The organism is Streptomyces sp. NPDC001781 (assembly GCF_053596035.1).
In genome coordinates this window covers 1-13115 of the sequence record NZ_JBSFFI010000055.1, presented here as the reverse complement: position 1 = coordinate 13115, position 13115 = coordinate 1, and the positions used below count along the sequence as shown (strand labels likewise).

Genomic DNA, 13115 nt, shown 5'->3' with positions numbered 1-13115 from the left:
GCCCGGCCGGAGACCATTCCGGCCGGGCGTCGCGGCTGTTCGTTCATCTGTTCTGCGAAAAAATCCCGGCGACTTGGGGTAGTGAATGGAGCAAATCCGTTCCCCAGACGGTCAGTTGTAGTGCTGAATAGGGGTGCGGGGATACGCAACGGCGCGCGCCCGGCACAGCAGGGAGGGGCGTGTGCTCCTGGCGGTCGAGAGGGGACTGTTCGTGCATGCATTGTCACGCGGCACCACATCGTCGACAGCGGTCGCGGTACCACCGTCCCTCGCGCTCCCGGTGATCGAGGACGCGTTTCCCCGGCGACTGCACCCCTATTGGCCGAGGCTCCAGGAGAACACCCGGCGGTGGCTGCTGGAGAAACGGCTGATGTCCCCGGACAAGGTCCGCGAGTACGCCGACAACCTGTGCTACACGGATCTGATGGCCGGCTACTACCTCGGCGCCCCCGACGACGTGCTGCAGGCCATCGCCGACTACAGCGCGTGGTTCTTCGTCTGGGACGACCGGCACGACCGTGACATCGTGCACGGCCGGCCCGAGGAGTGGCGGCGGCTGCGGCAGCGTCTCCACGCGGCGCTGGACGCACCCGAGGACCACCTCAACCACCAGGACGCGCTGGTGGCCGCCTTCGCGGACAGTGTGCTGCGGCTCTACGCGTTCCTGCCGCCCACCTGGAACCAGCGGTTCGCCCGGCACTTCCACGAGGTGATCGAGGCCTACGACCGGGAGTTCGGCAACCGGGTCGCGGGCCGGGTGCCCGGCGTCGAGGAGTACCTCGCGCTCAGGCGGCTCACCTTCGCGCACTGGATATGGACCGACCTCCTGGAACCGAGCGTGGGATGCCAACTCCCGGACGCGGTAAGGAAGAACCCGGCCTTTCGGCGCGCGGCCCTGCTGAGCCAGGAATTCGCCGCCTGGTACAACGACCTCTGCTCGCTGCCGAAGGAGATAGCGGGCGACGAGGTGCACAACCTCGGAATAAGTCTCATCACGCATTCCGGGCTCACTCTGGAAGAAGCCGTCGAAGAACTCAGGCGGCGCATCGAGAAATGCATCGCCGAATTCATCGAGGCCGAGCGCGAGGCGCTGGAGTTCACTCGGAAACTCGACGACGGCACCGTGCGCGGAAAGAAACTGAGCGCCGCCGTACGCACCTGCGTCGGCAACATGCGGAACTGGTTCAGCACCGTCTACTGGTTCCACCACGAGTCCGGCCGCTACATGGTCGACACCTGGGAGGACCGGTCCACACCCCCGTACGTCAACAACGAAGCGGCAGGTGAGAAATGACCGTCGACGCCGTCAATCCCGAGACGCGGGAAGTGGCCGATCTGAAGGAGCCGCCCCTCGCCGGTGGCGCCGTCCCGGTGCTCGGGCACGGCCTGAAACTGGCCCGCGACCCGCTCGCGTTCATGTCCCAGCTGCGCGACCACGGTGAGGTGGTGCGTCTGAGGCTGGGCCCCAAGACGGTGTACGCCGTCACCGCGCCGGCGCTCACCGGCGCACTCGCGCTGAGCCCCGACTACAAGATCGACGGGCCGGTGTGGGAGTCGCTGGAGGGGCTCCTCGGCAAGCAGGGGGTGGCCACCGCCAACGGCCCGCTGCACCGGCGGCAGCGGCGCACCATCCAGCCCGCGTTCCGGCTCGCCGCGATCCCCGCCTACGGCCCGATCATGGAGGAGGAGGCGCACGCCCTCACCGAGCGCTGGCGGCCCGGCGTGCCCGTCGACGCCACCTCCGAGTCCTTCCGTGTCGCGGTGCGCATCGCGGCCCGCTGCCTGCTGCGCGGCCAGTACATGGACGAGCGCGCGGAGCGTCTGAGCACCGACCTCGCCACCGTCTTCCGGGGCATGTACCGGCGCATGGTGCTGCCGCTGGGTCCGCTGTACCGGCTGCCGTTCCCGTCCAACCGGGAATTCAACCGGGCACTGGCCGATCTGCATCTGCTGGTGGACGAGATCGTCACCGAGCGGAGAGCATCCGGTCAAAAGCCGGACGATTTGCTGACGGCTTTGCTGGAAGCGAAGGACGACAATGGCGATCCCATCAGCGAACAGGAGATCCATGACCAGGTCGTCGCCATACTCACCCCCGGAAGCGAGACAATCGCCTCCACGATCATGTGGCTCCTGCAGATCCTCGCGGACCATCCTGAGCACGCGGAGAAGGTGCGCGCGGAAGTTGAATCGGTAACCGGCGGCGCGCCGGTCGGATTCGAGCACGTTCGCAGACTGAGTCACACCAACAATGTCGTCGTCGAGGCTCTCCGACTCCGGCCCGCCGTATGGATACTGACGCGTCGCGCGCTCACCGACACGGCCCTCGGCGCCTATCGCATTCCGGCCGGGGCGGACATCATCTACAGCCCCTACGCGATTCAGCGCGACGCCCGCTCCTACGCCCGCCACCTCGACTTCGACCCCGACCGGTGGCTGCCGGAACGGGCCGAGGAGGTGCCGAAGTACGCCATGAGCCCCTTCAGCGTCGGCAACCGCAAGTGCCCCAGCGACCACTTCTCGATGGCCCAGCTGAGCCTGATCGTCGCGGCGATATCGGCGAAGTACCGGTTCCGCCAGGTCGAGGACTCGGACGCCACCACCCGCGTGGGCATCACGCTGCGTCCGCACCGGCTGCTGGTCGAGCCCGTGGAGTGGTGAGTCGTCGCACGCGTCCGTGCCGGCGTGCGTCTCAGGCGGCCCGCGGGCCCCGGAACGCACGCCGGTAGGCGTTGGGGGTGGTGCCGAGCGCGCGGACGAACTGGTGGCGCAGCGCGGCCGCGTTGCCGAACCCGGTCCGCCAGGCGATCGAGTCCACCGTCTCGTCCGTCCCCTCCAGCAACCGCTGGGCGAGCAGCACCCGTTGGCGCAGTATCCAGCGGTACGGAGTGGTGCCGGTCTCCTGCTGGAAACGGCGGGCGAAGGTACGTGGGGACATGTGGGCGCGCGGCGAGCTGCTCGACGGTGACCTCCTGGTCGAGGTGTTCCTCCATCCACACCAGCACCCCGCCCACGGTGTCGCAGGGCCCCTTGGGCAGGGGCCGCTCGATGTACTGGGCCTGCCCGCCGTCCCGGTGCGGGGGCACCACCATCCGGCGGGCGATCTTGTTGGCGACCTCGGGCCCCTGCTCCTTGCGGACCAGGTGGAGGCAGGCGTCTATACCGGCCGCCGTACCGGCGGAGGTGATCACCGGGTCCTCGTCGACATAGAGGACGTCCGGCTCGATCGTCACGCGCGGATGGCGCCGGCGCAGTTCCTCGGCGTTGTGCCAGTGCACCGCGCACCGGCGTCCGTCCAGCAGCCCGGCCTCGGCCAGCACGAACACCCCCGTGCACACGCTGAGCACCCGCGCGCCCCGGGCCACGGCCCGGCGCAGGGCGTCCAGGAGGGCCGGGGGATAGTCGCGCGAGGTGTAGGAGTCGCCGGCCGGGACGGCGATCAGATAGGCCTCCTCCAGCCGCTCCAGTCCGTGCGGGGTGGAGACGGTGAAGCCGCAGTGGGTGCGCAGGGTGGGGCCCTCCGCCGAGGCCACCGCGAAGTCGTACACCGGGAGTCCGTCGTCGCTGCGGTCGATGCCGAACACCTCGCAGACCACCCCCAGCTCGAAGGGGTGCACTCCGTCCAGCAGGACCGCGACCACGTTCCTCAGCATGCTGCCAGTGTGCCTCGACGGTGGCAGGAATTCGAGGTCCTGGGGCAGTCCTGCCAGTGTCGGACAGGAGCGTTCAGCGCGACGCTGATGACATGAACGGAAACCAGATCGAAGGTCTCATCTCCATGGCAGCCGCTCTCGGCATCCTGGTCCTCCTGGTCCTGCCCTCGGTGATCGGCATCGCACGCGACCGGCGCGTCGACCGACAGCTCGGGCAGGCCCGGAAAGACCGCGGAAGCGGGGCTCGGAAGGCTCAGAAGTCCTCGTCCAGGTCCACGGTGCCCTCCACCGCGACCTGGTACGCCGACGGACGGCGCTCGAAGAAGTTCGTCAGCTCCTGAACACCCTGCAGCTCCATGAAGGAGAAGGGGTTCTCCGAGCCGTACACCGGGGCGAAACCGAGGCGCGTGAGGCGCTGGTCGGCGACGCACTCCAGGTACTGCCGCATCGACTCGGTGTTCATGCCGGGCAGGCCGTCACCGCACAGGTCGCGCGCGAACTGCAGCTCGGCCTCGACGGCCTCCCGGAGCATGTCCTTCACCTGCTGCTCGAGCTGCTCGTCGAACAGCTCCGGCTCCTCCTTGCGCACGGTGTCGACCACGTCGAAGGCGAACGACATGTGCATCGTCTCGTCGCGGAACACCCAGTTGGTGCCGGTGGCGAGGCCGTGCAGCAGACCCCGGCTGCGGAACCAGTAGACGTACGCGAAGGCGCCGTAGAAGAACAGGCCCTCGATGCACGCGGCGAAGCAGATCAGGTTCAGCAGGAACTTGCGGCGGTCCGCCCTGGTCTCCAGCCGGTCCAGCTTGTCGACCGAGTCGATCCACTTGAAGCAGAACCCGGCCTTCTCGCGGATGGAGGGGATGTTCTCCACCGCCGCGAAGGCGGCCGCGCGGTCCTCCGGATCGGGCAGGTAGGTGTCGAGCAGCGTCAGGTAGAACTGGACGTGCACGGCCTCCTCGAAGAGCTGCCGGCTCAGGTAGAGCCGCGCCTCGGGCGAGTTGATGTGCTTGTACAGCGTCAGCACCAGGTTGTTCGCCACGATCGAGTCACCCGTGGCGAAGAACGCCACCAGGCGGCCGATCAGGTGCTGCTCCTCGGGGGAGAGCTTCGCGAGGTCGGCGACGTCCGAGTGGAGGTCGACCTCCTCGACGGTCCAGGTGTTCTTGATCGCGTCCCGGTAGCGCTCGTAGAAGTCCGGGTAGCGCATGGGGCGGAGAGTCAGCTCGAAGCCGGGGTCGAGCAGGTTCTTCTCGGTCATCACTGGCAGGCCTCGCAGGACTCGGGGTTTTCCAGGGAGCAGGCGACGGCGTCCGGATCGGCCGCCTGCTGGACGGGGATGGTCTTGGTCTCCTGGGCGCGGCCGGCCGCACGGGCGATCCGGGTCGCCGGGCGCGAACGCAGGTAGTACGTGGTCTTCAGACCCGACTTCCACGCGTAGGAGTACATCGAGGAGAGCTTGCCGATGGTCGGCGTCTCCAGGAACAGGTTCAGCGACTGCGCCTGGTCGAGGAACGGGGTGCGGGCGGCGGCCATGTCGATCAGACCGCGCTGCGGGATCTCCCACGCCGTGCGGTACAGCTTGCGCACGTCCTCGGGAATCCAGGCGAAGCCCTGCACCGAGCCGTTGGCCTCGCGCAGCTCCTCGCGGGTGCGGGCGTCCCACACGCCGAGGTTCTTCAGCTCCTGCACGAGGTACGCGTTGACCTGGAGGAACTCGCCCGACAGCGTCTCGCGCTTGAACAGGTTGGACACCTGCGGCTCGATGCACTCGTACACGCCCGCGATGGAGGCGATGGTGGCCGTCGGCGCGATCGCCAGCAGCAGCGAGTTGCGCATGCCGACCTCGGCGATCCGGGAGCGCAGCGCGGCCCAGCGCTCCGGCCAGGTCAGCTCGACACCGTAGTGGTCGGGGTGCAGCACGCCCCGCGCGGTACGGGTCTGCTCCCAGGCGGGGAGCGGGCCGTTGCGCTCGGCGAGGTCGGCGGACGCCTCGTAGGAGGCCAGCATGATGCGCTCGGCGATCCGCGTGGACAGCGCCTTCGCCTCGGGGGAGTCGAAGGGGATGCGCAGCTTGAAGAAGACGTCCTGGAGGCCCATCGCGCCGAGGCCCACCGGGCGCCACTTGGCGTTGGAGCGGCCCGCCTGCTCGGTCGGGTAGAAGTTGATGTCCACGACCCGGTCGAGGAAGGTCACGGCGGTGCGGACGGTCTCGTCCAGCCGCTCCCAGTCCAGGTCGCCGTCCGCCACGAAGGCGCCCAGGTTCACCGAGCCGAGGTTGCAGACCGCGGTCTCCCCGTCGTCGGTGACCTCCAGGATCTCCGTGCACAGGTTGGAGGAGTGGACCACGTTGCCCGGCAGCGCCGTCTGGTTGGCGGTGCGGTTGGCGGCGTCCTTGAAGGTCATCCACCCGTTGCCGGTCTGCGCGAGGGTGCGCATCATGCGGCCGTACAGCTCGCGGGCCGGCATGGACTTCTTCGCCAGGCCCGCCTCCTCGGCCTTGCGGTAGGCCGCGTCGAACTCCGGGCCCCACAGGTCGACCAGCCCGGGCACGTCCGCCGGGGAGAACAGCGACCAGGACTCGTCGGCGTTGACCCGGCGCATGAACTCGTCCGGGATCCAGTGCGCGAGGTTCAGGTTGTGCGTACGGCGCGCGTCCTCGCCGGTGTTGTCGCGCAGCTCCAGGAATTCCTCGATGTCGGAGTGCCAGGTCTCCAGGTACACCGCCGCCGCGCCCTTGCGCCGTCCGCCCTGGTTCACCGCGGCCACCGAGGCGTCCAGCGTCTTCAGGAACGGCACGATGCCGTTGGAGTGCCCGTTGGTGCCCCGGATCAGCGAACCCCGGCTGCGGATACGGGAGTAGGACAGGCCGATGCCGCCGGCGTGCTTGGAGAGGCGGGCGACCTGGTGGTAGCGGTCGTAGATCGAGTCCAGCTCGTCCAGCGGGGAGTCCAGCAGGTAGCAGGACGACATCTGGGGGTGCCGGGTACCGGAGTTGAACAGGGTGGGGGAGGAGGGCAGGTAGTCCAGGCGGCTCATCAGACCGTAGAGCGCGGCCACTTCGTCCACGGCGGGGGCGCCGTCGTTCTCGGCCAGGCCGCTCGCCACGCGCAGCATGAAGTGCTGGGGGGTCTCGATCACCCTGCGGGTGATGGGGTGGCGCAGCAGGTAGCGGCTGTACAGGGTGCGCAGGCCGAAGTAGCCGAAGCGGTCGTCGGCGCCGGTGTCGATGAGGGCGTCCAGCCGGGCGGCGTGCAGCGCCACGAAGCCGGCGGTGCGGTCGGCGACCAGGCCCTCGCGATGCCCCACGGTCACCGACTCGGTGAAGCACGTCACGCCCTGCGAGGCGGCCTCGGCGCGGATGGAGAGCGTGAGCAGCCGGGCGGCCAGCCGGGAGTACGCGGGGTCCTCCGAGATCAGACCGGCGGCGGCCTCGGTGGCCAGCTCGCGCAGCTCCGCCTCGTCGGCGCGTGCCGAGCGGCCGCGCAGCGCGGCGGCCGCGACCCGGCCGGGGTCCGCGTCGGGGAGGTCGGCGGTCAGCTCGGTCAGGGTCCGCAGCAGCGCGGCACCGGGACCGTCGTTCTCCACAGGGGCCTCGGTCGCCGGGGTGGCTGAAGCCGGATCGGCAGGCGCGATGGTCACGTGGGGCTCTCCCTCGCTGGGCACGGGGCCTGGCGGAGGGTAGGAGGGGGCCACGAGCGCACACGGCGTCGCGTCCACCGGCCCACTCCACGAGGCCCGGACGTCTTCGAGCACCCGGACCGGACGGCCGGGCGCCGCTGTCGGCAGGTCCTCGGACTGACGCTGGCATGCACGAAGCACGCGAGTACACCGTTGCGGGACAGTTCCGGATTCGCACCGGATTCCCCTGCGGCGACAGCGAGCATGAGCATACATCTAGTGCCGCCCTGTCACGTCACCCCCAGATGTTGTGTCTGTTGTGTGTCGCGGCGGCTTCAGAGGGTGTTCTCTTGAGGTGATCGCTTCCGGTTCGGAATATGGCCCTGCCGCCGGATTCATCGCCTGATCGAGCGGTCCGCTGCGAACGCGTGATCGTGTGCCGCGTCTGTGTCCACGATTGCCGATCGTGAAGCTCGTGACGTGGGTTCGACCTCTGCCGACGCCAGGGCGGGCGCGGGCACTCGAGCTGACCTCGCGCGCCTGCGACGAGGCTGCGACATGGTGCGGCCTCGAAGCGTTCGACAAGGGCGCGCAGCGCGGTCAGCGGCCCCGGTTCCACCCCCGGAAGCAGGACGCGAACGGCGGTGTCGCCGCCAGTGACACCCGTTGTGCAAACGCGCCGCCTCAGCGGCGCGTGGTCGACAGGGTCAACTCGTAGGTGAGCAGACCGAGGTCCAGGACGCCCGGCAGGGGATTCCAGTCGCGGTGCGGGGTGCGGTGGAAACCGAGGCGTTCGTAGACGCGGTGGGCGGCGTGCATCGAGGACTGGGTGGAGAGGACGAGGCCGTGACAGCCCGCCAGGGCCCGTGCCCGGTCCACGCAGGTCCGTACGAGGGCCTCCCCGGCTCCCTGGCCCCGGCCGGTCCGGGCGACCGCCAGCATCCGGATCTCGGCCTCGCCCGGGCCCGCGATGTCGGCCATGGGGCCGCCGGCCGGGACGAAGGTGACCCCGCCCAGCAGGACGCCGCCGCGCACGGCCACCAGGATCTCCGCGTGCGCCGCCCGCCGAGCCACGTCCCGCAGCTCGCCCAGATACGCGTCGTCCTCCCCGAAGTCCAGCAGTCCGTCCTGGAGGTACGCCTGCGCGGTGATCTCGCCCAGGGCGGTGTACTCGGCCGGAGCGGCGGGTCTGACGACGAGGTCCATGCCCGGCAGTATGCACGACTGAGGGCCGCCGCAGCTCTGGCATCACGGCGGCCCTTGGGGCGGTGACTTCTAGTGGCTGGTGCCCGCTGTCGCCGGGGGGAGTTCGACCTCCACGCCGGGGTCGCCGGCGTCGGCCGTGTAGTCGGCCGGGGTGGTCTCGTCGACGCCGTCGGGGGCCTTGAGGGCCTTGAGGACGAAGGTGAGGACCACGGTGACGACGACGTTCAGGACGAAGGCCGTCAGGCCGATGTAGCCGATCTCGCCGATGCCGGGGATCTCCTTGGCGGAGCCGCCGAAGTGCTTCTGGGTGGGGGAGGCGACGCCGTAGGCGGCGAAGGTGCCGTAGACCATGCCGACCGCCCAGCCGGCCAGCAGGGCCCAGCGGTGGAACCAGCGGGTGAACAGGCCGCCGACCAGGGCGGGGAAGGTCTGGAGGATCCAGATGCCGCCCAGGAGCTGGAAGTTGATGGCCACGGTCTTGTCCATGGTGAGGACGAAGACCAGCGCGCCCACCTTCACCAGCAGCGAGACCAGCTTGGAGACCCGGGTCTCCTGCTCGGGCGTCGCGTCCGGCTTGATGAAGTCCTTGTAGATGTTGCGGGTGAACAGGTTCGCGGCCGCGATCGACATGATCGCCGCCGGGACGAGGGCGCCGATGCCGATCGCCGCGAAGGCCACGCCCGCGAACCAGTCGGGGAACATGTCCTCGAACAACTGCGGGATGGCGAGCTGTCCGTTGGTCACCTTCACCCCGGCCGCGATCGCCATGAAGCCCAGCAGCGCCAGCAGACCCAGCATCAGGGAGTACAGGGGCAGGATCGTGGTGTTGCGCCGGATGACCTCGCGGCTCTTGGAGGACAGCGTCGCGGTGATCGAGTGCGGGTACATGAAGAGCGCGAGCGCCGATCCCAACGCGAGCGTGGCGTAGGTCCACTGGCCCGCCGGGGCCGGGACCAGTCCGCCCGCCCCGGCGGCGGTGTACTTCTCGCCCGCCTTGGCGAAGATCTCGTCGAACCCGCCCAGCTTGATCGGGATGTAGATGATCGCCACCGCGATGACGATGTAGATCAGCGTGTCCTTCACGAACGCGATCATCGCGGGCGCCCGCAGACCCGAGGAGTACGTGTAGGCCGCCAGCACACCGAACGCGATCAGCAGCGGCAGGTCCTTCACGAACCAGTTGGTGTCCTCACCGCCGCCCACCCCCATCACGTCCAGCACCGCCTGGATGCCGACCAGCTGGAGCGCGATGTACGGCATGGTCGCCAGGATGCCGGTGACCGCCACCGCCAGCGAGAGACCCTTGGAGCCGAACCTGCCGCGCACGAAGTCGGAGGTGGTGACGTACCCGTGCCGGTGCGAGACCGACCACAGCCGGGGCAGGAAGGTGAAGATCAGCGGGTACACCAGGATGGTGTACGGCACCGCGAAGAACCCGGAGGCGCCGGCCGCGTAGATCGCCGCCGGCACGGCGACGAAGGTGTACGCCGTGTACAGGTCGCCGCCCAGCAGGAACCAGGTGATCCAGGTACCGAAGGACCGTCCGCCCAGGCCCCATTCGTCCAGCGAGTGCTCGTTCTCCGCCTTGCGCCAGCGTGAGGCGAGGAAGCCCAGGACGGTCACCGCGAGGAAGAAGAAGACGAAGACGCCGAGCGCCACGCCGTTGACGCCGTCCTTCACTCGGAGACACCCCCGCCCCGGGCCTCGCGGGAGCGCTGGTCGCGCTGCCAGAGCTGGTACGCGGTCACGGTGAGCGAGGTGGAGACCAGCACCCACAGCATCTGGTACCAGTAGAAGAACGGGATGCCGATGAACGTCGGGTCCACCTTGGAGAACGAACCCACCCACAGCATCGCCACGAACGGCGCCACGAGACACAGCGCGATGACCACCCGGACCGGTGTCACCACCGGTCGCCTCACTCCAGGATCTTCGGGCATGCCGGACTCCGTCCCCTCGTTGATCACGCGTAACGCGCACGCAATCTAGGTGACCGCACGGCGGAGCGGAAGCCCTCGTCCGGGTATCGATACGGCGATGTGGGCTGGGGGGACCCGGGGCGGGGGCGGAGCCGGTCAGTCCTGCGGACGCCGAAGCCGCGCCACGAACTTGTACCGGTCTCCCCGGTACACCGAGCGCACCCACTCCACCGGGCGCCCCTCCCGGTCCACCGAGTGCCGGGACAGCAGCAGCATCGGCAGGCCCACGTCGGTGCCGAGCAGGCTCGCCTCGCGCGGGGTGGCCAGCGAGGTCTCGATGGTCTCCTCGGCCTCGGCCAGGTGGACGTCGTAGACCTCGGCGAGCGCGGTGTACAGCGAGGTGTACTTCACCAGCGAACGGCGCAGTGCGGGGAAGCGCTTGGCGGAGAGGTGGGTGGTCTCTATGGCCATCGGCTCGGCGTTGGCCATGCGCAGCCGCTCGATGCGCAGCACCCGGCCCCCCGCGCTTATGTCCAGCAGCCCGGCCAGCCGGTCGTCGGCCGTGATGTAGCCGATGTCCAGCAGCTGCGAGGTGGGTTCGAGACCCTGAGCCCTCATGTCCTCGGTGTAGGAGGTGAGTTGCAGCGCCTGGGCGACCTTGGGCTTGGCGACGAAGGTGCCCTTGCCCTGGATGCGCTCCAGCCGTCCCTCGACCACCAGCTCCTGGAGGGCCTGGCGGACGGTGGTGCGGGAGGTGTCGAACTCCGCGGCCAGTGTGCGCTCGGGCGGCACCGGCGTACCCGGCGGAAGCGTCTCCGTCATCTCCTGGAGGTGCTGCTTCAGGCGGTAGTACTTGGGCACGCGTGCGGTACGGACGGTCGCGCCGGCCTCGTTCTCCGCCCTGCTGACGTCGGTGCTCATGGCTGCCTTCCCGGCTCCGGATGCCGATGGCGACCGACATCCCCATCGGTCGCGCGGCTCACATCGTGGCACGGCCGCGCGCGGCCGGTTCACCCGCACGATCCGTGATCTCCCTGTATACCGCCGCACCCCCGGTTGGTCTAGTCCACGCGTGCGGTGCGGGTCGGTGGTCCAGCCGAACCGGGCCGTCCGATCTGTCGGTTGCGCAATGAAAGGTCCCTGCATATCTCGGTCGCGTCACGGAGGCCCGGACCCCACCTGAACACCCTTGACAGCCCTTTTGGTCTGGGCCAAGCTCCCGGTGCTGGTCTACACCATTGGTCCAGTCCCGGCTCCGAGGGCGGTACGACGCGCAAGTGTGACACCGCGGGGAGGCAGGGGGGTTGTGGGCATCCCTGAGGAGGATGGCGTGAAGCGCAGACTGACAGCCGCGATCGGCGTCGCGGGCATGATCGTCTCCATCGCCGCGTGCGGCAGCGACGACGGCAAGGGCAAGGGGGGCGACAGTGACGCGCTGACCGTCTGGCTCACCGTCGACGCGCAGAACAACTGGCCGAACCTGGTCAAGGCCGCCGACGCCGCCGTGGTGAAGAAGCACCCGGGTCTGAAGATCAAGCACGAGTACTACGGCTGGCCGGACAAGAACACCAAGCTGGACGCCGTCCTCGCCACCGACAAGGCCCCCGACGTGGTCGAGATGGGCAACACCGAGATGCTCGGCTACATGGTGAAGGGCGCCTTCGCCCCCCTGGAGCCCGGCAGGTTCGAGAACTCGGGCGCCTGGCTGGACGGCCTGAAGTCGTCGGTCACCTACGACGGCAAGACCTACGGCGTGCCGTACTACGCCGGCGGCCGCGTCGCCAACTGGCGCAAGGACGTGGCCGCTTCGGTCGGCGTCAAGACCCCGCCGAGGACCTACGCCGGGCTGACCTCCGCGCTGGACAGGATCCAGAAGAAGGAGGGGAAGAAGTTCAGCGCCTGGTACCAGCCCACCCGTGACTGGTACGCGGCCATGTCCTTCGTCTACGACGCGGGCGGCTCCATCGCGAAGGAGGAGGGCGGCCAGTGGAAGGCGAACCTCTCCTCCCCGGAGTCCGTCAAGGGCCTCACCGCCTTCAAGCAGGTCGTCGACAAGTACATGCACGGCGACAGGACCAAGGACGAGTCCGACCGCTACCTCGTGTACGGCCAGGGCAAGTCGGCCATGATCTTCGGCGCGGCCTGGGAGGGCGCGACCTCCGCCGACCCGAAGAACGACAAGACCGGCAAGCTCAAGGACCACCTCGAGAACTTCGTGATGCCCGGCCCGTCCGGCAGGAACATGCCGGTTTTCCTGGGCGGTTCCGACCTCGCCGTCCCGGTGAAGTCGCACAACCAGGACGTCGCCGCCGAGTGGATCAACGCCTTCACCGGTCCCGAGGGACAGAAGGGCCTGATCGCCAAGGGCAACCTGCCCAACAACAAGACCGACCTCGCCACCCTGAAGAACGACCCGGCGACCGCCGTGCCGGCCACCGCGGCGGAGTCCAACTGGTTCGTGCCGATGGCCCCTGGCTGGGGCCAGGTGGAGAAGGCGCAGGTCCTGCAGACCATGCTCCAGCAGATCGGCACCGGCAAGAAGTCGGTCCAGGACGCCGCCAAGGAGGCGGACGCCGCGATCGACAAGGTCATCAACACCAAGTGACCCCGGTGCGCCGCGCGGGCCCCACCGCCCCCCCCGCGCCCCCCCGACCCCCCCCCCCCGCCAAAAATGTTAGGCGCGGTTGGGGTTTTTTTGGGGCTACAACAACCCCCC

General features: G+C 69.1%; 9 protein-coding genes, 1 pseudogene and 1 riboswitch. Of the genes and pseudogenes, 3 read left to right on the top strand and 7 right to left on the bottom strand.

Annotated elements, in window-relative coordinates:
• The first annotated feature begins 211 nt into the window (after positions 1-211).
• On the top strand, positions 212-1294 hold the full coding sequence (cyc1, locus tag ACWCV3_RS28180; protein ID WP_451229941.1) for an epi-isozizaene synthase: 1083 nt from the start codon (positions 212-214) through the stop codon (positions 1292-1294).
• Positions 1291-2661 (top strand): bifunctional albaflavenone monooxygenase/terpene synthase, encoded by a 1371-nt coding sequence (locus ACWCV3_RS28175; RefSeq protein ID WP_451229938.1) that lies wholly within the window; start codon positions 1291-1293, stop codon positions 2659-2661. Before cyc1 ends, ACWCV3_RS28175 begins: the two co-directional genes overlap by 4 nt.
• Before the next feature lie 31 nt (positions 2662-2692).
• Here the strand turns inward: ACWCV3_RS28175 and ACWCV3_RS28170 are convergent.
• The 7 genes and pseudogenes from ACWCV3_RS28170 to ACWCV3_RS28140 form a co-directional block, all read right to left on the bottom strand.
• Positions 2693-3653 (bottom strand): annotated as a pseudogene (locus tag ACWCV3_RS28170) (GlxA family transcriptional regulator).
• A 253-nt stretch (positions 3654-3906) separates the two neighbouring features.
• The gene (locus tag ACWCV3_RS28165) at positions 3907-4914 is read right to left on the bottom strand and encodes a ribonucleotide-diphosphate reductase subunit beta (RefSeq protein ID WP_451229935.1); all 1008 of its coding nucleotides are present in this window, start codon (positions 4912-4914) and stop codon (positions 3907-3909) included.
• On the bottom strand, positions 4914-7295 hold the full coding sequence (locus ACWCV3_RS28160) for a ribonucleoside-diphosphate reductase subunit alpha (RefSeq protein ID WP_451229933.1): 2382 nt from the start codon (positions 7293-7295) through the stop codon (positions 4914-4916). Before ACWCV3_RS28160 ends, ACWCV3_RS28165 begins: the two co-directional genes overlap by 1 nt.
• A gap of 125 nt (positions 7296-7420) precedes the next feature.
• Positions 7421-7546: riboswitch (cobalamin riboswitch) on the bottom strand.
• Positions 7547-7958: 412 nt separating this feature from the next.
• Positions 7959-8480 (bottom strand): GNAT family N-acetyltransferase, encoded by a 522-nt coding sequence (locus tag ACWCV3_RS28155; RefSeq protein ID WP_451229930.1) that lies wholly within the window; start codon positions 8478-8480, stop codon positions 7959-7961.
• 69 nt (positions 8481-8549) lie between these two features.
• The gene (gene mctP, locus ACWCV3_RS28150) at positions 8550-10160 is read right to left on the bottom strand and encodes a monocarboxylate uptake permease MctP (protein WP_451229927.1); all 1611 of its coding nucleotides are present in this window, start codon (positions 10158-10160) and stop codon (positions 8550-8552) included.
• Positions 10157-10420 (bottom strand): DUF3311 domain-containing protein, encoded by a 264-nt coding sequence (locus ACWCV3_RS28145; protein ID WP_451229924.1) that lies wholly within the window; start codon positions 10418-10420, stop codon positions 10157-10159. Before ACWCV3_RS28145 ends, mctP begins: the two co-directional genes overlap by 4 nt.
• A 135-nt stretch (positions 10421-10555) precedes the next feature.
• The gene (locus ACWCV3_RS28140) at positions 10556-11320 is read right to left on the bottom strand and encodes a GntR family transcriptional regulator (protein WP_451229921.1); all 765 of its coding nucleotides are present in this window, start codon (positions 11318-11320) and stop codon (positions 10556-10558) included.
• Positions 11321-11729: 409 nt separating this feature from the next.
• On the opposite strand from ACWCV3_RS28140, the gene ACWCV3_RS28135 reads away from it, so the two are divergent.
• On the top strand, positions 11730-13004 hold the full coding sequence (locus ACWCV3_RS28135; RefSeq protein WP_451229918.1) for an extracellular solute-binding protein: 1275 nt from the start codon (positions 11730-11732) through the stop codon (positions 13002-13004).
• Positions 13005-13115 lie beyond the last annotated feature (111 nt).